The following is a 22,238-nucleotide window of genomic DNA, read 5'->3' as shown; positions in this document are numbered from 1 at the left end:
AACTCCGCCATTAAATCAGCAACAGTTCCACTACGTACTTCCCCTTTAGCATAGGCTTCACGAGCTTCTGCAACCGCCTTTAATAAGTCATCCCGTCGCTGTTGTTTGAGGCGCTTTTGGATAAGATCCACAAGAATAGCCTGAGCTTCTGGATCTAATGCTTCTACCGCTTCTATGGCTTTCTGGAATGTAGATGTTTTTTCTAGCATGGGTGTCAAAGAATTTGATCATAAGTCTAATTTAGCTGGTAGTAGGAGCGATCGCTCCTCATCCTCTTTACTTAATAGTATATTTGTATTATTAAATAAATTTAGCGTTAGCTGTCATCCCAACTTCGCAACATCACCAACCGTTGATTTAACCACTCATCTATAAACCAACCATAAGACAAAATATTTATATTCAAGGCAGCTACAAGTATGCAAGAAATTTGGACAAGAATAGAATTCTGGCTCAAAGCTAATACTCCACAAGTTCTTGATACATTGAACCCTGGAGCATCAGAGAGTCAGATAAAGGTAGTAGAAAACGCTCTGCTGATACAGTTTCCTGATGTTGTCAAGAGTTCTTACCGTATCCATAATGGACAATTAGCCTACAATTATGGGCTGATTAATGGACGAGAATTTCTATCTCTTGAACGTATTCAAGATGAATGGCAAGTTTGGAAGGAACTTCTAGATGGAGGTAATTTCGATGGTTGTGAAAGTCAGCCAGAACCAGGAATAGGAATTTGTACAGATTGGTGGAGTCCGTTATGGATACCACTAACCTATGACGGTGCTGGCAATCACGATTGTCTAGACTTAGCTCCTGCTAAAGGCGGCAAAGTTGGACAAATTATTCAGATGTGGCACGATGACGGCGAGAGAGAACTCGTCGCTTCAAGTTTTCAGAACTGGCTAGAGGAATATGCCACTGGTTTAGAATCTGGTCAATATGTTTTCTCGCATGAATACGGAGGTATAGTCAAAGCGGATAGTATCTGGTGTGTGTAAATTTAGGAGCAACGCAACTTAGTCTGGTTAAAGCGATCGCTACTCAAGCTACTCAGTTAAAATAATTTTTCAGCAATATATCTTAATAAATGAGCAAACCCTTTGAATTGCTCTTTATTTCTTTGCCTGTCTTCTTTTCCTTTTTTTCTATATTAATCGTCCAAAAAAGCCCTAGCTGTGGCAATCTGGGAAACAGAGATTTATTAAATCTGATATTTGAGCAACAGCAAATTTACCTAATCAGGTTATGCAAACTCTGCCCATAGTAGACACTTCAAATACTACATCCAGTCAACCTACCTTTGATACAACTATCAAGCGGCGAAAAACCCGTCCCGTAAAGGTGGGAGATGTCACCATTGGCGGTGGCTACCCTGTTGTAGTGCAGTCGATGATTAACGAAGACACCCTTGATATTGATGGTTCCGTGGCTGGTATTCGTCGTCTGCACGAAATAGGCTGCGAAATTGTCCGTGTCACAGTGCCGAGTATGGCTCATGCTAAAGCTTTAGCAGAAATTAAACAAAAATTAATAAAAACTTACCAAGACGTGCCCATTGTGGCTGATGTCCATCACAACGGACTAAAAATCGCCGTGGAAGTCGCCAAGCACATAGAAAAAGTGCGGATTAATCCGGGGTTATATGTCTTTGAAAAGCCCAACGTCAATCGAACCGAATATACTAAAACCGAATTTGACGAGATTGGCGATAAAATCCGCGAAACCTTAGAACCTCTGGTAGTTTCCTTGCGAGATCAAGGTAAATCGATGCGAATTGGGGTAAATCACGGTTCCCTCGCTGAAAGAATGCTATTTACCTACGGTGACACCCCAGAAGGAATGGTGGAATCTGCCATAGAATTCATTCGCATCTGTGAATCTCTGGATTTCCGCAACTTGGTAATTTCCATGAAAGCCTCACGAGTACCCGTGATGCTAGCCGCCTATCGCCTGATAGCCAAGCGCATGGATGAACTGGGTATGGATTATCCGCTACATTTAGGCGTAACCGAAGCTGGTGATGGCGAATACGGGCGAATTAAATCCACGGCGGGTATTGCTACCTTACTTGCTGATGGCATTGGCGATACAATTCGCGTCTCACTTACAGAAGCACCAGAAAAAGAAATTCCCGTCTGCTATAGCATTCTCCAAGCTTTGGGATTGCGAAAAACGATGGTGGAATACGTCGCTTGTCCTTCTTGTGGACGCACTTTGTTTAACTTAGAGGAAGTGCTGCACAAAGTTAGGGAAGCCACTAAACACTTAACTGGTCTTGATATAGCGGTTATGGGTTGTATTGTCAATGGCCCCGGAGAAATGGCCGATGCCGACTATGGTTATGTTGGCAAAACACCTGGTTACATTTCTTTGTATCGTGGCAGAGAGGAAATTAAAAAAGTCCCAGAAGATAAAGGTGTAGAGGAATTAATTAACCTGATTAAGGGAGATGAACGCTGGGTAGAACCGTAGGGTTGGGGGAGTAGGGGGAGAAATCAATTTAAAATTCAAAACTAAAGAACTTCTGCCTCCTACCTCCTGTGCCCATCCCCACTCCCCACTCCTAAAAATTTTGTATAAACCATCAAGTTCGCCTGATTGTCAAGTATTTTGTTTAAATTAAGGATACATACTCGGTCTGCACAGTGGTAGCCTGTGTTAGATTGAGCATACTGACTATATATTTTCCCTCTGACGCAGCTGTCATTATGGTGATTACAAAAAGTAGGCTTGTTTTGGGTGCTACGGCAGTGACACTCTCCACGATCGCTGTTACTAGCCTTGGCATTCACTCCCGAGGTCAGGCTTTATTTAAAGCAAGTCCTAAACAATTGGTAGACGAAGTTTGGCAAAATATATACCGCAATTACGTAGATGGTACTTTTAATCAAGTAGACTGGCAGGCTGTTCGTAAAGAATACTTAAGCAAGTCCTACAGTAATCCGCAGGAAGCGTATAAGTCCATTCGGGAAATGCTCAAAAAGCTAGATGACCCATACACCCGGTTTATGGACCCAGCAGAATTCAAGAATATGCAAGTGGATACCTCTGGGGAATTGACAGGGATTGGGATCACGATCAGCCAGGATGAAAAAACCAAGCAATTGGTTGTAATTGCGCCAATAGAAGATACACCAGCTTATAAAGCTGGTATTTTGGCAAAAGATGTCATCCTCAAAATCAATGGCAAAAATACCAAGGGGATGGATACTAATCAGGCAGTATCTCTGATTCGAGGTGAAGCAGGAACGCAAGTCAGCTTAACGATTGGGCGCGACGGTCAGACAAAACAGTTTGACATCAAACGGGCACGGATTGAAATTCATCCAGTTAAATATTCCCAAAAGAAAACACCAGCAGGTAATCTTGGCTACATTCGCCTGAACCAGTTCAGCGCCAATGCTGGTAAAGAAATGCAAACTGCTATAAAAGATTTAGAAAGCAAAAAGGTAGCTGGATATATTCTGGATCTGCGTGGTAATCCCGGTGGCTTACTCTTCTCCAGTGTAGAGATTGCCAGGATGTGGATAGATAAAGGTAAAATTGTCTCCACCGTTGAACGCCAAGGTGAGGCAGAAAAAGAAGAAGCAAACGGACGCGCCTTGACCAATAAACCGTTGGTGGTGCTGGTAGATAAAGGTTCAGCCAGTGCAAGTGAAATCCTCTCAGGGGCTTTGCAGGACAACAAGCGTGCTACTTTGGTTGGTACTCAGACCTTTGGTAAGGGGCTGGTGCAATCGGTGCGTCCCTTGGAAGATGGCTCAGGATTGGCGGTAACAATTGCTCATTACTACACCCCCAACGGTACTGATATTAATCATAAAGGTATTAGTCCAGATGTGAAGGTAGATTTGAGTAAAGCCCAGATGCAAGAATTGTGGCTTCATGAACGTGACAAACTCGCTACTTTAGCAGATCCCCAATTCGCTAAAGCAGTGGATGTAATAGGTAAAAAAATTGCTGATCGGGGCGCAGCCACAGCAGAAAAATGAAGAGTTAGGAATAAAGTTAGAAGTGAATAATCAGGAGTTAGGAATAAAAACTATCATTGTAAACTCCTAACTCCTAACTTAAACTGGTTGGCACTTTCCAGCCCTAATAAGTCCGACACGCCGAGCGATCGCTTCTTCTTGCGAACTAAAAGGTCCCCACTGTTCTATAATCTCTACATTATCGTCTTCAAGTTTGTCGCTGGCGACAATTTCGCAATTCCCAGCAGAACGCTTGACAATATACCAAGTTTGTGAATCATTCATACTTGAAATAAAACATTTGTTTTTTACAGTAAAAATTCTACGGCATAGAGAAAATATTCTCGCGTGTATGCGATTACATCGGATCTGATTTAGCTATAGACTACACTCACCAACCAGTTCTTTACAGTCATAAATTTGCTATTTGCGCTTGTCTACTCACCTGATAAATTTTAATAAAAATATAAAGTGTACTTAAATAAGTAGAGAAAGTATTATATATAATACATATATAATACTTTTGAAATTTAAGGGATTGATATGCGTTTACCTATCATTATCAGTGCCGGGTTATTGCTATCTTTCGGACTGAACCTACCAGTAATGTCCAAATCTACCATAGAGATAGCACAATCGCCAGCGAGCAATAACTTAAATTTAAGGCGATTACAAAAGCGATTAGATTTTAATCGCAATTTCTGGAATAAACAAAATATTTCCAACTATAGTTATGAACTTAGCAATAGTTGCTTTTGTATAGATGATGCTAGGGGTCCAGTAGTAATTAAAGTACGTAATGGTGTAACAACTTCTATCACTTCTGTAGCTACAGGTAAAGATGTTAAAGAATACTTTCAAAATTACAACACAATTCCTAAACTGTTTGATGTGATTCAAGATGCTATCAAACGTAAAGCCTTCAGCCTCAATGTACGATATGATGCTAGATTTGGCTATCCAACCCAAATTGATATCGATTACAACAGTCAGATAGCTGATGAAGAAAAATATCTCACAATTAAGAATTTTAAGCTAATTAAATAGCTGCCACTGCAAACAGAAAATTAGAGATTAAGGCAATAGGTATACTTATCTTAATCTTGCATAAATGCTTAAATTGTCATCTTGAGCGGAGCGAAACATCTGGTGAAAATTTTCTCTCCTGAGTTCCGCTCAAAATGACATTCCTGATTTTTTGACTTTTGCAAAAGGTTTATTAACTGCTGGCATTTAAGTTTCTATTGCTGTGCGAATCGCCCTCATTTTTCACATAATTAAATTTCCTCTAGGAAAAAAGATTGGTGTTGCTGATTAGATGTATAAATCTTGGTATAGAGGTGCGAAATCTTAAGCGTAGGCGTAGCCCAACCTAGGCACCGCTCGTCACCAAGGTAGTGCTAAAGTAGTGATTTGTTGATTGTTAACTCTTGCCGAACAAAGATTTCCGGCTATGGTGTCACTATATCTTTACCATTACAAAAATCTTTAGTTTTGTATCACTGAATGCTTGATGTTGAAGTGAAAAACTCCGACACTGTTTTTGCAATCAAAAGTACAAAAACGTGAAAAAAATTAAGATTTTCAAGTTTCTGCTGCCATTTGTGGTAGTAGTTTTATTGATGATTGGGTTGGCAAAGATCGTACCAGCCCAGTCATCAATAAGTGTTCACCTAACCCTTGGCAACCCCAGCAATGCTGGAACTTCCAGCCTTAATAACTACTTGCTGGTAAAACCACAATATGTAATTAGTTACAACTGCTCAATAGGTAGAGCAAATTGGGTGTCTTGGCAGTTGAATAGTAGTTGGTTAGGTAGTACACCAAGGCAAGATAATTTTCGTCCTGATACAACACTTCCTTTTGGGTGCTATCAAGTCCAATCTACCGATTTTAGTGGAAGTGGGTTTGATCGTGGTCACATGACACCTAGTGGTGACAGAACTAATAGTATTACCAATAATTCTGCCACCTTTTTGATGAGCAATATGATTGCTCAAGCCCCAGATAACAATCAGGGAATTTGGGCAAGCCTAGAGGATTATGCCAGAACTCTAGTAGGACAGGGTAAAGAACTCTATATCATATCTGGTGGATATGGGATGGGTGGTACTGGTTCTAACGGAAGGTTCTATACAATAGCTAATGGACGGGTTCAAGTCCCTAATATAACTTGGAAAATTATTGTTGTACTGAATACTCCAGGTTTAGGTCTTGCTGGCATAACAACCAGCACAAGAGTAATTAGTGTCAATATTCCTAACATGCAAGGAGTGCGAACAGCGAATTGGAGAAACTATCGCGTTAGTGTTGACTCATTAGAATCCCTAACTAGATACAATTTTCTCTCACAAGTCTCAACATCTATTCAGTCTGTAATAGAAGCGCGAGTCGATAATTTATAAGTTGGGATAATTTCAAAAATGAAAAAGCCTAGCCGCACAGATTACTAGTACAGCACGGCGGAAATAAACATACCATTTCAAATAGCGCAGAAACCTGGAATACAATTCTTTTGACTTTTGGCTTCCGCCTTGTAGTACTAGACTTTTTTTGGAGAAATTTCCAAACTGCTTACTAGGTTTCAACCAGTTTTGTTACTACTCCAGCTAAGTCACCCTCTTTAGTTTGTCCTATGATGTAAGCGTCAATATTTATTTGTCCAACACGATAAACGCTGATGTAACTAAGATTATCTTTAAGTGTTTGGATAAGTGTTTGAAATTTTTTAACATCTTTTTTCTGTAATTCATTATGCCACTCTTGCTCAAATGCACAATTACGAAACAGATAGTCCAAGTCTACTACTTCTACTGGCAGGTCTTGAGAACCTGTTAGCTGTAATATTTTCTCCTGTGTTGCAGGTGCAGCATCTTTCCACTGAACAACCTCGAAAGGGTAATCTGATTCGCTCATCATTAACAAGCCAGTACTAGCTTCCTTCAGTTTTTCGACAATCTCGCCGCTCATAGTCATCACTTTCTAGCAACGCTCATACTGTATCATTCAACTAGCAGCAATGTAGCAATGGGACAACTCAACCATTGGGTAGAAGATTTAGGGCGGATGGAGCAAGAATTACATTAAGTTTGGGTGATTTGCTTTCTTACCCATTGACGAAATGCTCTAAACGTTGGACTTCTACCTAAAGTTTTGCTCTGCTCGACAAACCGGGGAATTACTTCAATAATGGGCAAGTTGGGATTGAAATTTCATGTTGAAGCTTGCATTTCAACAGCATGTCCAAAATGTATTAAATATTCATTAACAAACAAAAAGCCCTGCAACTTTAAATGCAGGGCTTTGATTTTAGTATAGATACAAGATTACTTGCCGTTGCTGTGAATGACATGTTCGGCGAGTTTTTCTGGTACTTCCTGAAGATGGTCATATTCCCAGTGAAAGGAAGCAACGCCGAGAGGGAGCGATCGCTACTACAAATAATGTATAATGTTAAGCGTCTATTGCATAGAATTAAAATTCTGTCAAGGAAAATTCCTAAGCATATTTATATTGAACCACGTCAAGAGCATTGACCTAATATGAAAATTTTAGGGCTTTGAGGTTCCTGTTTCTGGCTGGATCATAATAGGCACTGCGCCTTTTTCAGAACCAATAATTACAAGCTTAGAATTATTAGATTGAGCTAGCTTTTCTGTGGCTTCAATCGCTCGCAATTGTAGCATTTGGTTGGTAAGTTCAGCAGAGATAATTTTTTGGGAATCAGCTATACCTCGCGCTTCAATACGCTTTCGTTCTGCCTCTTGACGCTCTTTTTCTAAAACAAATTTCATCTGTTGATTTTCTTGCTCTGTCTTAAGTCTGTTTTGAATTGCAGCTTGTAGAGTATCAGGCATTTTGACGTTTCGTAAAAGAGCTTCCTCAACGATGAAACCCAAAGCTGGTATCTCTTGGGTGAGCTGTTGGTCAAGTTTTTGGGCAATTTCTTGGCGTTTGGTAGAGTATATAGCACTGGCTGGGTAGTTAGCCGTGATGGCGCGGACAGTAGAGCGAAATCTGGAAGTTACCAGTTGTGTTTCATCATCTCCAATTGTTTTATATACTGTAGCTGCCTTTTGCGGATCGAGCTTGTACTGAAGACTCACATCAAGATTTAGGCTCAAACCTTCTTGGGATGTTACATCTACATTTTCCTTTATATCCTTAATGCGAGTGGAAAAATTCAGCACTTTGTTAAAGGGATTAAGCAAGTGAACACCAGGATTAAGAGTAGTTTCGGAAACTTCGCCAAACAAGTTGACGACACCGACATTGCCTGGTGGGACAATTACTAAAAGCCTAGAAATAGAATTCAGTACTGCAATACTGCCAATCAATATCATAATTGTGCGTATTGCTAAACGTGACTTTTCACTGGATATCCTACCTGTATTGAGATAAATGAGAATTGCAATTAGGCTAGTTAAAAGAGAGACTATAAAGCCCATGAGTTTTTTCTTTGTAATTAAGACGAATATACTTAATCACATAATTCCCAAATGCTTTTATGAAACTAATACCATTTCACACAAATTAGCGGTTTACAAATCTTTTTACAGATTAAATAAAGATTCCCGACTTTTGAGAGAAGTTGGGAATCTCAGCCTTGGAGCGATGCCTACGCTACTCTCAAATGTAGTTGCGCTAAGATGTACAACACGACACTACAACAGATTTATCATGAAAATCAAAGCCGTTATCTGGCAAGAAGACGATGTGTGGTGTGCTTCTGTACCAGCCCTACCAGGGTGTCACACATGGGGAGAAAGCTACGAAGACTTGTTAGAAATGCTTAAAGATGCGATTCAGGGTTGGCTTGAAGTTGCTAGTCAGCAGGAAGAACTTGAACCTGATAAACAGTTGATTGAAATATCCTTATGAAATCTGTTTCTGGTAAAGCCTTATGTAAAATTGTTGAACGGTATGGCTGGAACCTGAAACGGATTACTGGTAGTCACCATATTTATGCCAACAAAGGTGTGATTCTCTCTATTCCTGTTCATGGCAATCGCGATTTACCCATTGGAACACTGAAAGGACTGCTGAAGGATGCAGGTCTTACTGAAGAAGATATAGACTAACAACGATTTATTGGACTTTAGTTATTAGCCCGAAACTTAAAGTTCCGGGCTAGTATTGATTTTAGATTAATCCAAAATCCAAAATCTAAAATCCAAAATTACTTGCCGTTGCCGTTACTACCATTGCCATTGCTGTTAATGACACGTTCGGCGAGTTTTTCTGGCACTTCCTGGAGATGGTCATATTCCCAGTGGAAGGAACCAACGCCCAAGGTGAGCGATCGCAGCTCTACAATAAAGTTTTGCATCTCTGCTTGTGGCAAGTATGCAGAGATATTATCCCAGCCTTGCCAATCGTTTCTGCCTTCATAGCCTAAAATTTGCCCGCGTCTACCACTCAACAGTTGCAGCACTTTGGAGGTAAATTCGCTAGGTGTGGTAATATCTACCCGCAGAATTGGTTCTAACAGGGTAGGTTCCGCTTGGGGTATTCCCGTTTGCATTGCCAATCGCGCAGCTTGTTTAAAGGCTTGTTCGGAACTATCAACGTTATGATACGAACCATTAGTCAGAGTTACGGCTAAATCCACTATTGGAAAGCCCAAAGGCCCATGTGTCAGAAATTCCCGCACGCCCATTTCCACACCAGGAATGTACTGTTTGGGAACCACACCGCCGACAATGGTTTCATTAAAATTAAAACCTGTACCGCGTGGTAGCGGTTTGATGTCGAGAAAAACATCACCAAACTGTCCGTGACCACCACTTTGGTGCTTGTAGCGCCCATGAATTGAAGCCACTGTTTTACGGATGGTTTCTTTGTAAGGCACTTGCGGTAAATGAGTTGTCATTGGCAAGTTATATTTGCGGCGCAGTCTGTCTAGGGCGACTTGCAAATGAATCTCGCCTTGACCCCACAAGATAACTTCGTGAGTATCGCCGTGTTGTTCCCAAGCAAGTGAGCAGTCTTCTTCTAATAACTTGGTGATGGCACCACTGAGTTTTACTTCATCGTTGCGCTTTTCTGGGGTAATGGCGAGAGCATACACTGGTTCCAACTCTACAGCTTTGGGTAATTTGATTGCCGACTGCTGTTCTGTGGAGATTGTATCGCCTGTCTTGATTCCTTCTAAACGGCTCAATGCGACAATTTCACCAGCACTAACTTGGTTAACTGACTGCTGTTGTTGTCCCATGAGGCGGTAAATTCCACCAGTGCGAATGCCATTGAGGACAATGCCATCAGTTAATTTGCCCCGCCAAACACGCACCAGAGAGAGTTTGCCACCTTGGGGAGTGTAGTAAGTTTTTAATACCTGCGCTAGAGGTGTATCACCTTTTATGTTTTTTAAACGACGTTCTGCTGTGGTTTCTGGTTCGGGGGCTTCCCGTAACAAGGCTTCTAATAGAGGTCTAACACCATAATCTTGTTCTGCAATACCAAAGAAAACGGGCACTACCAAATCTGCCCCTAATTCCATTTTTAAATCTTTGAGGATTTCCTCTTGGGGTGGCTCAATGTCTTCTAAAAGTTCTTCGAGTAAATGGTCGTCAAAATTTGCTAGGGCTTCGAGCATTTCTGCCCGTGCTGTATGTTCTTCTTCTTTTAAACTTTCGGGGAAGGGAATGGGGTCAGCAGGTGCGCCTGGATGATATTGATATGCCTGTTCACTCACCATATCGATAAAGCCGGTGAGTTGTTCCCCGTTCATGATGGGATATTGATGCGCTACCAGGGGACGGCTAGATACTGCTTTTAGGGCGTGCAACGTTTCCAAAACGTGAATATTTGCCCGATCCATTTTGTTGACGAAGACGAGGTGGGGAATTTCCCAATCGTCGAGGAATTTAAATAGAGGGGCGAGGGTGAGGACGCGATCGCGGATGGGTTCGCAAACTACAATTGCCGCATCCACCCCCATTAAAGCATTGTACGTTTCTTGGGCAAATTCTACACTTCCCGGACAGTCGATAAAAGTGAAGCGAATGCCGTTATACTCAGTGCTAGCGGCGCTGACTTCTACACTCATGTGGCGATCGCGCGATTCGGCAGCACTATCTCCCACTGTATTGCTGTCCTTAACACTCCCTTTGCAGGAAATTGCCCCTGTGACAAATAACAAGCTTTCTAGTAAAGTGGTTTTTCCACTTAAATAAGGGCCGACAATTGCAACATTCCGCGAACCCGATTTTACTTTTTCGTTCATAAAACCTCCCTTGCGGTAAGTCTTTCCTAACCGCATGATTCTGTTATATCAGGGATAAAAAATGCTTCTCTGGAGTCAAAATTACCCCTTCTTTAATTTGTTATTATGCTCCTTTTAATCTAATTTTAAAAAAATTGTAGCCTGTCGTAAGATTTGGCTTAATAAAACTTAATAAAAGCAGGATTTTATGGCAAAATAAAAACTTTTGTAAAAAAGTTTTTATAAAGTAAATTTAACTGAAAGTGTTGCAAGTCAGAAAATCAATGGGAAAATCATTCTTTAAATATCGCATAGCAGGATTAGTAAGTTTGATGCTGCTTGTTAGCATTTCCTTCCCCTCTGTTTCTCTATCTGCTCCTGTCCCCTCAAAGCTGGCACAATCTAATGGTAAAACTGCTGTAAACTGGTTAAACCAAGGTTTACAAGCAATTCAGGCGGGAAAGGTACAAGATGCGATCGCCGCCTTTAAACAAGCAGCTAAATTAGATCCAACATTAGCACCAGCGTACTATAATCTAGGGCTAGCATTCCGACAAACTGGACAATTACAACCCTCTGCGGATGCATTTTATCGAGCGACGCAAGCCGATTCTAAGTTTGCGCCAGCTTTTGCTAATTTAGGTGGTGCGTTATTAGAAGGGAATAATTTACAGTTAGCTAACGATTATTTACAACGAGCGTTAGAACTCGATCCCAAACTGGGATTTGCCCACTATAACTTGGGGTTGGTACGAGAACAGCAAGGAAATTGTGAAAAAGCGATCGCATCTTTTAGAAAAGCCATAGAATATAGCAAAAATGCACCAGAGCCTCCTTATCATATAGGGATGTGTTATCTCCAACAAGGCAAACTCGACCAAGCCAGAGATGCTTTTAATCAGGCAGTAAAAATTAATCCGAAGTATCCTGAAGCTTACTACAATCTCGGCTCAATTTGGTTTGGGCAACGCAAATCACAAGAGGCATTAGAGGCTTTTAGAAAATCAGCCGAAGCTAACTCTAACTATCCCAATGCTTATTATGGTGCAGGGTTAGCTTTTATGCAGTTACAGCAATATGGAGATGCAGTACAAGTATTGCAATTTGCTAGAGATTTATATAATGCTCAGAAAAATCCTCAGTGGGCGAAAAATGCCGAGCAATTGTTGCAACAAGCACAAAATTTAAATTACAAACCTCGCTGAGGCGCAAAAACTTAATATTGCATAACATAAAACTATTGGGTTGACTCGCTGGTGTTGTCTGAAGTTGTCCCGATTGGAAAAATGTACATGCAAAAGCGCCAGAAAAGTCGATTTTTATTTAGCGATCGCTGGCTCGATCGGCACTCAATTGTTCGCAACATGGAAGCCTTTCAAGACTTAATTGTGATTGTCTTGTGTTTGGGATTGTTCGCCGTCATGCTGATCCAATTGTGGGGGATAGCGATCGCCATCACGCAGCCACTAGACTATAAACATGTAACTGCAAAAATACTATTTGTGTTGATTTTAGTCGAGTTATTCCGATTATTAATGGTCTACTTGCAAGAACATAGTATCTCTGTAGGAGTCGCAGTTGAGGTAACAATTGTATCTCTACTGCGAGAGATAGTAGTTCACGGAGCGCTAGAAATTTATTGGGTTAATACGCTTGCAATTTGTGGTTTGTTGTTTGTTCTGGGTGGACTACTCGTAGTCTGTGCTAAGACACCACACATGGATTGCATGAGTGCTAACACTAAGTTTTGTCCAATTGTCTATAGAGGAGGAGGAGGTAGGGAAAGGCAAAATGAGTTGGAATTCCAGTATTCACGTCAATGTGATGAGAATCAACCGCTTGGATAAATTCTTATGAAAATGGGGAGTGGTGAAAAAGCATTTTCCTACTCTCCACTATTTTGCTTAAGGCTGTATCAGTAATTTGGATGCATCTAAAATCTAAAATGGTATAACTTACTTTTGCAAGGTACTTCCGACGTATTGAAATATACTCTTTTTGGAAGATGAATCCCTCTTTTAGGGTGAGTATAAGTTAATTAGAAATTCTCAAAGAGGGTCAAACAATGACTACAAATACAGGTAACGGACAGTCTCAAACAGCGATTAGCGACTTGGAGTATGATTTTGTCACCGTTTTGCACAACAAGGCAGAAGCCGTTAAAGCTTACGATACCTACATCAAAGATGCAGAACAAGTAGGTTCTCAACCTTGTGTAGAGTTGTTCCAAAAATTGCGCCAATCTGATATTGAACACGCACAAGAGATTCGTCAACATCTACAACAAGTGTTGCAACACGGTAAGATGTAACCCAGGTTTGAAGTGCATAGGCATAGGCCGTCTTAGACATCGCTTCTAATTTAACTAAAAGAAAAAGAGGCGATGTCTACAACAAGTTATTCGGCGTCGCACTTGCTGATTAAATTAGACGCAATGACTCTCGCAGCACTGAACAGGCAGACACCAAACAAAGTCACCAAACAAAGTGCGTAGGCGTAGCCCACCGCAGGCATCGCGGTAGTTGTTTAAGCTATCACTGAAAATTAGCTTTATATCTTGCTATGTGAGAATATTGTGCTGATTGATTTTCATTGTCAGATTGTAGTCCATGTATCACAAAGCACATCTTAACTGTCTTAACTGTCCTTGCGTCTTTGTCAAGATTTTGAGATATTAAATTGAAAGATTAATTCAGATAGAAACTTATGACAACCGAGCAAGAGCTTCAATCTCTTTTTAATAAATTAGATCGCGATCAAGACGGCAAAGTCTCCATTAATGAACTTTTTTTAAGTCCTGGCTTAAGTGCAATCATTACATCAGAAACAAATACCAGTAGTCCCCAGGAGTTAATAGTACAGTATGATGCAGACAAAGACGGTAGTATTACCTTTGAAGAGTTAAAGGAAGCAGTTGATAAAGCAAAGAATTTAAACTAGCAGTCAAAACATCAAAGCTACCTCCGCCCCCGACAGCCCTACGTAAACCCTGCTATTTCAACCCTGCGTTGACCGATAGCAGGGTTATTATAAGTTATTGGACATCAGTCATTAGAGGATGTTTTAAAAGGTCTTTTGCTTTCCTATTTAGCACAGCAAGGTATCTCAGTACATGGCTAAAACCTTGATTTATCGTCAAAGTTAACCCAAGTGAGAACAGCAAAATTATACCTTCTGGGACTTTTAAAACATCCTCTTAGACATTAACCTCCTAATCTTTCCCAATTTTCTCTAATGCTTCCCAAGCTTTTGCAATGCAAAAAATATGCTAGGGAAAGCTTGAAATAAGCTATAAAATATTTTGCAACAAGGGTGCAGGTCAAGAGACTTGGAGTTTACACCGTAGCCTTTTAGGAGAGATAGAAGTGAGGTTTTCTAGATATCGTGAAAAATCAGGCCTCTGATTCGGCGTAAAAAAAAGCAGATGGTTGCTCCCATCTGCTTTAATAAAAAAATCCATCATTTCGTTTACTTGGATACCAACTGATTAACTGGAGCAACCCCAGCCAAATCTAAAATTGGCGCGATCGCATCTTCTCGCTTCACCGCCATCATGTGGACACCTTGACACAATTGCCGCGCTATCTGCACTTGCTCTGCGGCGATTTTTATCCCTTCCTCAAAAGGATCTTTGGCTTTTGCCAATCTATCAATAATATGTTGGGGAATATTTACACCCGGAACACATCTATTAATAAACTGGGCATTTTTTGCCGATTTCAACAGAAAAATTCCTGCCAAAATCGGTTTTTTATAGCCAGATGCAATGGTATCCATGAACTTTTCTAGCCGCTCAAAATCGGTAATCAACTGACTTTGAAAAAACTGCGCTCCGGCTTCGATTTTGCGTTCAAATCGACTTTGTAAACCCGACCAACTTTTACATTGCGGATCTACTGCTGCACCAACAAATAAATCTAACGCTCCATCAGTCAAGGGTTTCTCGTTGCAATCAACACCTTGATTCATCTTCCGAATCAGTTGCAGCAGTCGCACAGCTTCTAAGTCAAACACTGCTTTAGCATCTGGATGATCGCCTGCTTTTACTGGGTCGCCAGTCAAAGCTAAAATATTACGGATACCCAAAGCATGAGCGCCCATCAAATCAGCTTGTAAACCAATGCGGTTGCGATCGCGGCAAGCAATTTGACAAATCGGCTCTATGCCGTTTTGTAACAAAATCACCGACGCCATTAACGAAGACATCCGTAACACTGCGCGGCTACCATCAGTAATATTGACAGCATGAACCCTTCCCTTAAGAGTCGCCGCCATTTGAATCATGTGTGCTGGATCTCCCCCTTTCGGGGGTGCTACCTCGGCGGTAATTAGAAATTCACCTGCTTGTACAGCTCTCTGAAAAGCTGTGGGGCTATGGGTGTGATGCATAAAATTAAGAATTTCAATTTCTTAAATGGTATAGCCAATCACACCGAAACGGGACAAATTATAGAGGAAGAGAGTAGCCTAAAGCAGTTTTTACTTGTGATAAAGTTTGATTTGCGATCGCTCTAGCTTTTTCCCCTCCATCCCGCAACACAGATTCCAAATAGCCTTTATCCGCCGTTATCGACTGATATTTTTCTTGAATTGGTTTCAAGGACTCAATTATCGTGTCCGTCAATAATGGCTTAAATTGTCCCCAACCCATATCCTGACACTCAACGGTTACATCTTCCTTCGTTTTACCAGAAAGCAATGTATAGAGCATTAATAAGTTATTACACTCTGGACGCGCTGGATCGTCGAAAGTCAGCCCACGAATCGGATCGGTTTTGCAACGCTTAATTTTATATTGAATCTGTTCTGGTGAATCTAGCAAACTGATTCGGCTTAACTCAGAAGGATCGGACTTCGACATTTTGCGTGTACCGTCCGCTAAACTCATTATCCTTGCCCCTTCCTTGCGAATCAAAGGGTCTGGTAACTTTAAAACTGGTTGTTCTGGTTTACCAAATTGGTGATTTAACCGAGCTGCAATATCCCGTGTCAATTCCAAGTGCTGCTTTTGGTCTTCACCCACTGGTACTTTATCGGCTTGGTAAAGCAAAATATCAGATGCCATTAGCACAGGGTAATCTAATAAGCCTGCACTTACATTTTCTCCTTGTTTAACAGCCTTTTCCTTGAACTGGATCATGTCTTGCAGCCAGTTTAGAGGTGTAATGCAGTTGAGCAACCAAGTGAGTTCGCTGTGGGCCGAAACGTGGGATTGTACAAAGATAGTGGAGTGATTTAAATCAAGACCACAAGCTAGATAGAGAGCAGCAAGGGTGTAGGTATCAGCTGCCAATTGTTTTGGGTCATGTGGCACTGTTATCGCGTGCAAATCAGCCACAAAAAGGTAATTTTCGTATTCGCTCTGACCTTCTACCCAGTTGCGAATGGCTCCCAAATAGTTACCTAGATGGTAATTGCCGGTTGGTTGAACTCCAGAAAGAACACGTTGCTTGCCCATAAATTTCAAGTTATTTATCTCAAATCCGCGCTAGTAAAGTGGCGATGTCTGGCGACAAATTGCTTTCCGCCTACGCAAAACTCATTTAATTTTGACATTTTCCAGGTCAACTCGCCGTTACCAGATGAGATATTTAAGCCCAATACAGTTCAGTTAAACATTTCTTCCTTCTCTTTGCGTCCTTCTCTGTGAGACGCTGCGCGTTCGCGTAGCGTTCCGTTCGCGCAGCGTCCCGTAGGGAAGGAAAGGCGGTTCGTTAAAAAATTTGACTTTGATAAAAAGTTTTAGCCTTAACCCAAGCCTATTGATATTTAAGCTGTCAAACAAAAGCTTTAATAAAAAGTGGGTTAATTTTTGCAGGTCAATACAATGGCATTGTTAGTCAATACAATGGTATTGTTAATCAATACAATGGCATTGTTAATCAATACAATGCCATTGTATTGAGGTTGCATTTACCATTCTGACCCATAAAAATGATCAATTATTTCGGGATTTACCACCAGACGATTGATATGGCAGTTTTTCGCTCCACAAATCCGCCATTAGGTTTTATTACAACGGTGATAATCCTGGTAACTGGCTAGAAAATCACCTTTGCCGATGCAAATGTCTGTCTCAAGACAGATAGCGAAAGAATAGGGGTAGTGAGATTGTAGCATCATCTCTGCAATCACTATTCACAATACAGATTTATCAAAAGTAAAAAATCTTTCAAACAAAGTTTAATTAGAGGACTACAGCAATGAAAGTACTCTTACTCTACCCCCGTTTCCCCAAAACCTTTTGGTCTTACGACGAATTCATGAAAATAGCGGGACTTAAGGCAGTTATTCCACCGCTAGGAATTCTGACTGTTGCCGCTATGCTACCAACAGAGTGGGAAGTTCGGTTTTATGACCGCAATGTTAACCAAGAAACAGATGCTGATTGGCAATGGTGCGACATTGTGATTCTTTCTGCGATGCTTGCACAAAAAGAAGACTTTCTCGCTCAAATTCAGAAAGCAGCGCAGATGGGGAAAAAAGTTGCTGTGGGTGGCCCTTATCCAACCTCAGTACCAGAACCTGCCCATAAAGCAGGAGCTAACTACTTGATTTTAGATGAAGGGGAGATTACAGTTCCACAGTTTTTAGATGCGATCGCTAAAGGTGAAGAACAAGGAACCTTCCGCGCCCTGGAAAAACCAGATGTGAGCAAAAGCCCCATTCCTCGCTTTGATTTACTCAAGCGAGATGAGTACTTAATGATGGCAATCCAGTTTTCTCGCGGTTGTCCTTTTGAATGCGAATTTTGTGACATCATCAATTTATACGGTCGCAAACCACGTACCAAAGAACCTAGTCAAACCCTAGCAGAACTGCAAACCCTCTATGACTTAGGCTGGCGCGGATCTCTGTTCGTAGTGGATGATAATTTCATTGGCAATAAGCGCAATGTGAAACGTCTCTTACAAGCATTAATTCCGTGGATGCAGGAACGCAATTATCCCTTCACCTTCATGACTGAAGCTTCCGTCAACCTAGCAGAAGATACTGAGCTATTAGAATTAATGGCTAAAGCTGGTTTCTACGCAGTCTTTTTGGGTATTGAAACACCAGATCAAGACAGCCTGCAACTCACTCGCAAGTTTCAAAATACCCGGAATCCTTTGTTAGAAGCCTGTCGTAATATCAATGAAGCCGGGTTACTTATCTATGCAGGATTTATCATTGGTTTTGATGGAGAAAAGACTGGCGCCGGGGAGCGAATTGAAGCTTTTATTGAAGAAACTAGCATTCCTCAACCGATGCTAGGTATACTGCAAGCCCTTCCCAATACTGCCCTCTGGGAAAGACTAAAACGAGAGGAGCGATTATTAGAAGGATTTGGAGGTTTGGAGGTGGGGGATCAGAATTCCTTAATGAATTTTGTTCCTAGCCGGCCGATAGCTGAAGTTGCTAAAGAATATTTAGAGGCAATTTGGAGAATGTACGAACCCAAAAACTATCTCCGACGTTGTTTTGAACAATGCCTCAAGATTACACCTAATCCCCAACTACAGCAGACGATGTATTTTCCACCTGGCAAAGGACTGCGGCTACTTGTCCACTTGCTCTGGCGACAAGGTTGGCAACGGCGAGAAATTCGGGGTCAATTTTGGCAACAGCTTTGGGCTATTATTCGCACCAAGCCCCAATTCGTGAATATGTATTTGGGTTTATGTGCTGCTGGCGAGCATTTTTGGGAATACCGCCTTTTAGCTAGAGAGCGCATTACTGAGCAGTTAGGATTTGATCCGTTGGTCATGCCTACCCCTGTTGAAAAACCATTAGTGAGAATTTAAGATTAGTTGATTGTTGAGCGATCGCTAATGTGTTTTGATAAATAGCGATCGCATTAATTTCGCTCACAAAAACCAAACTCTTAAATTCGATTTACCTCTGGTGCTAAACTCACCTGTCCTCCAATTAACCCTAGAAATCCAGTTCCAGAGTGCTGAATCTCCAAAAAACTTGCTTGCTCCGGTGAGGTTTTATAAATCCGAAATGTCTTCATAATTCCCAAGGTGGCAGCACTTTCTAGAGGCCCAACAAAACTGATATCTCGGTCAAGAAAATAAGTTTGATTCGCCCAATGAGCCATCTGATTTGCATTCAAAAAATAGCAGCCTGCATGGGGATTGAGGGCGCGACAAAAGGTAATTGGTGCATTCATAATTGTACCCTTGAGTTCCGGTTGCTCCTGCACATTTTGAAAGGGAGCAGTTACTCGCAAAGCCAAATCCCCATCAATGTAAGCTTTATGAACCAAACCGGAAGGGGATATTTCATAACGATTTGGCTGGAGCAAATTTAAATCACCCGCTTGTTGGGTAAACCAATTTAATTTTATAAAAAACCAAGGGTCATGAATAATTAAGTCATCTTCCAAGAAGCAATAATAATCATACTGACCAAGACAACTTTGCAGAACAGCTTGGCACTCAAACCCCAAAAGCAGAGGTTCTACATTAGTAGAATGATGCTTATATAAATGGGATGGTAAGGGAAGCTGATTTAAAAGATGGTTATCTTGGGTTGTACAAATAACAATATCTAATTCGTGCGATTGCGGCTGGTTAGCGGGAAAAGCTATTCGTTGAGCGATGTTAATAATACTTTGAGATTTACCAAATAATTGGTGTAAGGCGGTAAGGCTATTAGTTAACGCCTGCAAGCGGGGTTTCGGGCCTTTGCGTTGGGAAGCATGACGACCCTCACCGCTAGGTTTGAAAAAATGGGCAATGGTAAAAATAATTCGCATTTTAAATATCGCTTTTTATTTCTCTGTCCTTTGTCTTTTGTTGGTTGTAACTAATGACTAATGACCAATGACTAATTTTTGCCAAATCCTTTAGAAACTGAGCGCTTTTTCAAACTCTCAGAACTTTTACCAGCAAACATCCATTGCAAATGCTGTGGTAATAGTTTTGCCAAATCATAACGCTTGATAATTGTCTCTCGTGCATTCGCACGAATTGCTTGCATTTCTTGAGGATTATTCAGCGCCTCTTCAACCCTATTAGCAATATTATGGGGAGAAAAGAAATCTACCAGCAGTCCATTTACTCCATCTTGTACGACTTCCAATACTGGCGAAGTCTTAGAAGCTATTAGTAAACATCCTGCTGCCATTACTTCTAACATTGACCAGGATAAAACAAAAGGACGAGTTAAATAAACATGAGCAGAAGAAGCTTGCAAAACTTGAAGATACTCATTGTAAGGAAGCCTATCTGTAAAGTGCAGCCTCGATAAATCCAAAGATAATTTTTCTAACATTAATTGTTTATAAGTCTGCCCATCAGGAAGATTCTTCCCATAAGCCACCCTATCTTCTCCCACAACTACCACATGGCACTTTGGTCTTCGCTGTTGAATTAACGCCACCGTTTCCATAAACTGCGGAAAACCTCTATAAGGTTCCATCCCCCGTCCCACATAAGTTACCAACTCTTCCACATGGGAAAGGTCGAGATTTATTCTTGGTAAAATTAACTTTGCGCCTGGTTTTGGGACAAAATATTTGGTATCAACACCATCATGAATTACAGTGAGTTTGCTATGATATTCTTTGGGAAATTGCTGACGCTGCCAATTAGTTGGAGAAAGACCGCGATCGCAGCTATATAAATCAGTTAAAATCGGCGTATTTTTTACCCTGATGCGGCATTCATCATCAGCATTTAGTGGTTCATTGGGATCAAAATCTGCATCAGAACCGTGAGCATGGTAAAACCACTCGAAATAACACAATAATTCAGCTTTGGGGAAAATATCTTTCATAAATAAAGTCGGCCCCCAACCAGAATGACCATAAATGATATCTGGAACGAAACCCTCAGCTTTCAATTTTTCTGACACGCGATAGACAGCCTGCGCGGTGAGAACAGCATTTTCCAGGTTGCGAACGTAATGGTGAGTTTGGGGAGCAGCTTCACGAGAAGGAGTGTAAATAGCTTTAAAAACGCCAGGTATTTCGCCTTCACGACGATTTGTTCCAAAGACGACTTGGCAATTAGGATCTTTACCCAAAACTGTTGCTAGATTGCGAAATTGAGAGGGAAAATTGGGATGTAAAAATAAAACTTTCATTGGAATAATCTTGATTAATTTATTGCCAGATAAAATAAATTAAGACAAGCTATTTAAGATTATAAGATTATTTATCACAATTTTTTGCAAGTAAATTTAGGTGAATCGTTGCCGCGAAATGCGAAAATAATCGCAAATTCGTGTTATAACCATGAAATTTATTGGCATTGATTTAGGGTGGCGATCGCAACCAAGTGGACTATGCTGCTTAGAATGGATAGATGGACAACTGCAACTACTCGATCTAGACCGCAAAGAAGCCATTGCAGACATCCTCACCTGGATTGATCAAAGCGTACAACCAGACGAACCAGCCATCATTGCCGTAGATGCACCTACCCTCATACCCAACGCCACTGGAAGCCGCCTCCCCGATAAACTCAGCCACAAATACTTTGGCAGATATCATGCAGGATGCTACCCGGCTAATCAAAACCTACTCTTCGCCGATCGCACCATCAACCTTGGCTTAGAATTAGAATCACGCGGTTTTGCACATGCACCCACCATAGAACCGCAAAAACTTAGCATATATCAAATAGAAGTCTTTCCCCACCCAGCAATCGTTAACCTATTCAACTTAGAACGCATCCTCAAATACAAAAAAGGACGCATCAATGAGCGCCGTCTAGAACTAATCAAACTCCAAAATTATCTTCTCAATATCCTCCCCTCTCTTTCTCCTGCTCTGCGTCCTTGGCGTCTTCTCTGCGAGACGCTGCGCGTTGGCGAAGCCTCTCGCAGAGAAGGCGGTTCGTTTACTTCCGAAATCCCCACCACAGGTGCAGCCCTCAAAGCAACCGAAGATAAACTAGATAGCTTAATTTGCGTCTATGTTGCCGCTTATTGATGGTATTGGGGAGAACAACGTAATTTGGTACTTGGCGATGTCTACGACGGGCTAGGCCTACGCACCACTGGCTACATTATCATCCCCCAAAGAATGTTAGCCTAAAATTGTAATCTCATAAGATTTAACTCAAAGA

The 22,238-nt window shown here is 41.2% G+C and carries 21 protein-coding genes and 1 pseudogene; 13 read left to right on the top strand and 9 right to left on the bottom strand.

Going from position 1 to position 22,238, the window contains the following annotated elements; genetic code table 11:
- The coding region (locus V7K25_RS26880; protein ID WP_335162276.1) for a hypothetical protein at window positions 1–209 on the bottom strand (209 nt) is incomplete at its 3' end.
- A 210-nt stretch (window positions 210–419) separates the two neighbouring features.
- Between V7K25_RS26880 and V7K25_RS26875 the strand changes: the two genes are divergently transcribed.
- The 3 genes from V7K25_RS26875 to ctpC all read left to right on the top strand — a co-directional run bounded on the left by V7K25_RS26875 (window position 420) and on the right by ctpC (window position 3,992).
- Complete coding sequence (locus V7K25_RS26875) at window positions 420–998, top strand: SMI1/KNR4 family protein (RefSeq protein WP_335162274.1); 579 nt, start codon at window positions 420–422, stop codon at window positions 996–998.
- 247 nt (window positions 999–1,245) lie between these two features.
- Window positions 1,246–2,472: a (E)-4-hydroxy-3-methylbut-2-enyl-diphosphate synthase gene (gene ispG / locus V7K25_RS26870; protein ID WP_335162272.1), complete on the top strand. Its 1,227-nt coding sequence runs from the start codon at window positions 1,246–1,248 to the stop codon at window positions 2,470–2,472.
- A gap of 236 nt (window positions 2,473–2,708) precedes the next feature.
- A complete protein-coding gene (gene ctpC / locus V7K25_RS26865; protein WP_335162270.1) occupies window positions 2,709–3,992 on the top strand; it encodes a carboxyl-terminal processing protease CtpC in 1,284 nt (427 codons plus the stop codon).
- A 78-nt stretch (window positions 3,993–4,070) separates the two neighbouring features.
- Here ctpC and V7K25_RS26860 read toward each other — a convergent pair whose 3' ends face one another.
- Complete coding sequence (locus tag V7K25_RS26860) at window positions 4,071–4,256, bottom strand: DDE transposase family protein (protein WP_335162268.1); 186 nt, start codon at window positions 4,254–4,256, stop codon at window positions 4,071–4,073.
- A 258-nt stretch (window positions 4,257–4,514) separates the two neighbouring features.
- Between V7K25_RS26860 and V7K25_RS26855 the strand changes: the two genes are divergently transcribed.
- Window positions 4,515–5,018 carry a DUF6174 domain-containing protein gene (locus tag V7K25_RS26855; protein WP_335162267.1) on the top strand — a complete coding sequence of 168 codons (504 nt, stop codon included), beginning with the start codon at window positions 4,515–4,517 and terminating at the stop codon, window positions 5,016–5,018.
- A gap of 518 nt (window positions 5,019–5,536) precedes the next feature.
- On the top strand, window positions 5,537–6,376 hold the full coding sequence (locus tag V7K25_RS26850) for a DNA/RNA non-specific endonuclease (RefSeq protein ID WP_442948118.1): 840 nt from the start codon (window positions 5,537–5,539) through the stop codon (window positions 6,374–6,376).
- 172 nt (window positions 6,377–6,548) lie between these two features.
- Here V7K25_RS26850 and V7K25_RS26845 read toward each other — a convergent pair whose 3' ends face one another.
- The gene (locus V7K25_RS26845; protein ID WP_335162266.1) at window positions 6,549–6,941 is read right to left on the bottom strand and encodes a nuclease A inhibitor family protein; all 393 of its coding nucleotides are present in this window, start codon (window positions 6,939–6,941) and stop codon (window positions 6,549–6,551) included.
- Window positions 6,942–7,522: 581 nt separating this feature from the next.
- Window positions 7,523–8,419, bottom strand: coding sequence for an SPFH domain-containing protein (locus V7K25_RS26840; protein WP_335162264.1), 897 nt, complete (start codon window positions 8,417–8,419; stop codon window positions 7,523–7,525).
- Between the two features lie 232 nt (window positions 8,420–8,651).
- On the opposite strand from V7K25_RS26840, the gene V7K25_RS26835 reads away from it, so the two are divergent.
- Both V7K25_RS26835 and V7K25_RS26830 read left to right on the top strand, forming a co-directional pair.
- The gene (locus tag V7K25_RS26835; RefSeq protein WP_196518444.1) at window positions 8,652–8,852 is read left to right on the top strand and encodes a type II toxin-antitoxin system HicB family antitoxin; all 201 of its coding nucleotides are present in this window, start codon (window positions 8,652–8,654) and stop codon (window positions 8,850–8,852) included.
- On the top strand, window positions 8,849–9,052 hold the full coding sequence (locus V7K25_RS26830; RefSeq protein WP_292804740.1) for a type II toxin-antitoxin system HicA family toxin: 204 nt from the start codon (window positions 8,849–8,851) through the stop codon (window positions 9,050–9,052). Before V7K25_RS26835 ends, V7K25_RS26830 begins: the two co-directional genes overlap by 4 nt.
- Window positions 9,053–9,150: 98 nt before the next feature.
- Here V7K25_RS26830 and V7K25_RS26825 read toward each other — a convergent pair whose 3' ends face one another.
- Window positions 9,151–11,199 carry an elongation factor G gene (locus V7K25_RS26825; protein ID WP_335162262.1) on the bottom strand — a complete coding sequence of 683 codons (2,049 nt, stop codon included), beginning with the start codon at window positions 11,197–11,199 and terminating at the stop codon, window positions 9,151–9,153.
- A 263-nt stretch (window positions 11,200–11,462) separates the two neighbouring features.
- Between V7K25_RS26825 and V7K25_RS26820 the strand changes: the two genes are divergently transcribed.
- From V7K25_RS26820 to V7K25_RS26805, 4 genes are all read left to right on the top strand, one after another.
- On the top strand, window positions 11,463–12,383 hold the full coding sequence (locus V7K25_RS26820) for a tetratricopeptide repeat protein (RefSeq protein ID WP_335162260.1): 921 nt from the start codon (window positions 11,463–11,465) through the stop codon (window positions 12,381–12,383).
- An 81-nt stretch (window positions 12,384–12,464) separates the two neighbouring features.
- Entirely contained in the window at window positions 12,465–13,025 is a 561-nt protein-coding gene (locus tag V7K25_RS26815; protein ID WP_335162258.1) for a phosphate-starvation-inducible PsiE family protein, read from the top strand.
- A 218-nt stretch (window positions 13,026–13,243) separates the two neighbouring features.
- Complete coding sequence (locus tag V7K25_RS26810; RefSeq protein ID WP_109009171.1) at window positions 13,244–13,489, top strand: hypothetical protein; 246 nt, start codon at window positions 13,244–13,246, stop codon at window positions 13,487–13,489.
- A 395-nt stretch (window positions 13,490–13,884) separates the two neighbouring features.
- On the top strand, window positions 13,885–14,118 hold the full coding sequence (locus V7K25_RS26805; protein ID WP_335162253.1) for an EF-hand domain-containing protein: 234 nt from the start codon (window positions 13,885–13,887) through the stop codon (window positions 14,116–14,118).
- A 528-nt stretch (window positions 14,119–14,646) separates the two neighbouring features.
- Here the strand turns inward: V7K25_RS26805 and V7K25_RS26800 are convergent.
- The gene (locus tag V7K25_RS26800) at window positions 14,647–15,567 is read right to left on the bottom strand and encodes a methylenetetrahydrofolate reductase (protein ID WP_335162251.1); all 921 of its coding nucleotides are present in this window, start codon (window positions 15,565–15,567) and stop codon (window positions 14,647–14,649) included.
- A 58-nt stretch (window positions 15,568–15,625) separates the two neighbouring features.
- On the bottom strand, window positions 15,626–16,636 hold the full coding sequence (gene trpS, locus V7K25_RS26795) for a tryptophan--tRNA ligase (protein WP_335162249.1): 1,011 nt from the start codon (window positions 16,634–16,636) through the stop codon (window positions 15,626–15,628).
- A gap of 745 nt (window positions 16,637–17,381) precedes the next feature.
- Between trpS and V7K25_RS26790 the strand changes: the two genes are divergently transcribed.
- The gene (locus tag V7K25_RS26790) at window positions 17,382–18,962 is read left to right on the top strand and encodes a B12-binding domain-containing radical SAM protein (RefSeq protein ID WP_335162247.1); all 1,581 of its coding nucleotides are present in this window, start codon (window positions 17,382–17,384) and stop codon (window positions 18,960–18,962) included.
- An 80-nt stretch (window positions 18,963–19,042) separates the two neighbouring features.
- Here the strand turns inward: V7K25_RS26790 and V7K25_RS26785 are convergent, their stop codons facing one another.
- Both V7K25_RS26785 and V7K25_RS26780 read right to left on the bottom strand, forming a co-directional pair.
- On the bottom strand, window positions 19,043–19,921 hold the full coding sequence (locus tag V7K25_RS26785) for a calcium-binding protein (protein WP_335162245.1): 879 nt from the start codon (window positions 19,919–19,921) through the stop codon (window positions 19,043–19,045).
- 71 nt (window positions 19,922–19,992) lie between these two features.
- Window positions 19,993–21,252, bottom strand: coding sequence for a glycosyltransferase family 4 protein (locus V7K25_RS26780; RefSeq protein WP_335162243.1), 1,260 nt, complete (start codon window positions 21,250–21,252; stop codon window positions 19,993–19,995).
- 151 nt (window positions 21,253–21,403) lie between these two features.
- Between V7K25_RS26780 and V7K25_RS26775 the strand changes: the two are divergent.
- Window positions 21,404–22,207 (top strand): annotated as a pseudogene (locus tag V7K25_RS26775) (DUF429 domain-containing protein).
- The last annotated feature ends 31 nt before the right edge of the window (window positions 22,208–22,238 follow it).

This window comes from Nostoc sp. (assembly GCF_036919495.1).
In the GTDB taxonomy this organism is placed as follows: Bacteria; Cyanobacteriota; Cyanobacteriia; order Cyanobacteriales; family Nostocaceae; genus Nostoc.
Note: the sequence above shows the minus strand (reverse complement) of the source record. Positions and strands in the feature narration are given on the sequence as shown.

Excerpts from the sequence above, each read along its gene's own strand:
- V7K25_RS26785 (WP_335162245.1), bottom strand. The coding sequence starts at position 19,921 with ATGCGAATTATTTTTACCATTGCCCATTTTTTCAAACCTAGCGGTGAG.
- V7K25_RS26875 (WP_335162274.1), top strand. The coding sequence starts at position 420 with ATGCAAGAAATTTGGACAAGAATAGAATTCTGGCTCAAAGCTAATACT.
- V7K25_RS26835 (WP_196518444.1), top strand. The coding sequence starts at position 8,652 with ATGAAAATCAAAGCCGTTATCTGGCAAGAAGACGATGTGTGGTGTGCT.
- V7K25_RS26825 (WP_335162262.1), bottom strand. The coding sequence starts at position 11,199 with ATGAACGAAAAAGTAAAATCGGGTTCGCGGAATGTTGCAATTGTCGGC.
- V7K25_RS26845 (WP_335162266.1), bottom strand. The coding sequence starts at position 6,941 with ATGAGCGGCGAGATTGTCGAAAAACTGAAGGAAGCTAGTACTGGCTTG.
- V7K25_RS26830 (WP_292804740.1), top strand. The coding sequence starts at position 8,849 with ATGAAATCTGTTTCTGGTAAAGCCTTATGTAAAATTGTTGAACGGTAT.
- ctpC (WP_335162270.1), top strand. The coding sequence starts at position 2,709 with ATGGTGATTACAAAAAGTAGGCTTGTTTTGGGTGCTACGGCAGTGACA.
- V7K25_RS26790 (WP_335162247.1), top strand. The coding sequence starts at position 17,382 with ATGAAAGTACTCTTACTCTACCCCCGTTTCCCCAAAACCTTTTGGTCT.
- trpS (WP_335162249.1), bottom strand. The coding sequence starts at position 16,636 with ATGGGCAAGCAACGTGTTCTTTCTGGAGTTCAACCAACCGGCAATTAC.
- V7K25_RS26855 (WP_335162267.1), top strand. The coding sequence starts at position 4,515 with ATGCGTTTACCTATCATTATCAGTGCCGGGTTATTGCTATCTTTCGGA.
- V7K25_RS26810 (WP_109009171.1), top strand. The coding sequence starts at position 13,244 with ATGACTACAAATACAGGTAACGGACAGTCTCAAACAGCGATTAGCGAC.
- V7K25_RS26780 (WP_335162243.1), bottom strand. The coding sequence starts at position 21,252 with ATGAAAGTTTTATTTTTACATCCCAATTTTCCCTCTCAATTTCGCAAT.
- V7K25_RS26820 (WP_335162260.1), top strand. The coding sequence starts at position 11,463 with ATGGGAAAATCATTCTTTAAATATCGCATAGCAGGATTAGTAAGTTTG.
- V7K25_RS26800 (WP_335162251.1), bottom strand. The coding sequence starts at position 15,567 with ATGCATCACACCCATAGCCCCACAGCTTTTCAGAGAGCTGTACAAGCA.
- ispG (WP_335162272.1), top strand. The coding sequence starts at position 1,246 with ATGCAAACTCTGCCCATAGTAGACACTTCAAATACTACATCCAGTCAA.
- V7K25_RS26860 (WP_335162268.1), bottom strand. The coding sequence starts at position 4,256 with ATGAATGATTCACAAACTTGGTATATTGTCAAGCGTTCTGCTGGGAAT.
- V7K25_RS26805 (WP_335162253.1), top strand. The coding sequence starts at position 13,885 with ATGACAACCGAGCAAGAGCTTCAATCTCTTTTTAATAAATTAGATCGC.
- V7K25_RS26840 (WP_335162264.1), bottom strand. The coding sequence starts at position 8,419 with ATGGGCTTTATAGTCTCTCTTTTAACTAGCCTAATTGCAATTCTCATT.
- V7K25_RS26815 (WP_335162258.1), top strand. The coding sequence starts at position 12,465 with ATGTACATGCAAAAGCGCCAGAAAAGTCGATTTTTATTTAGCGATCGC.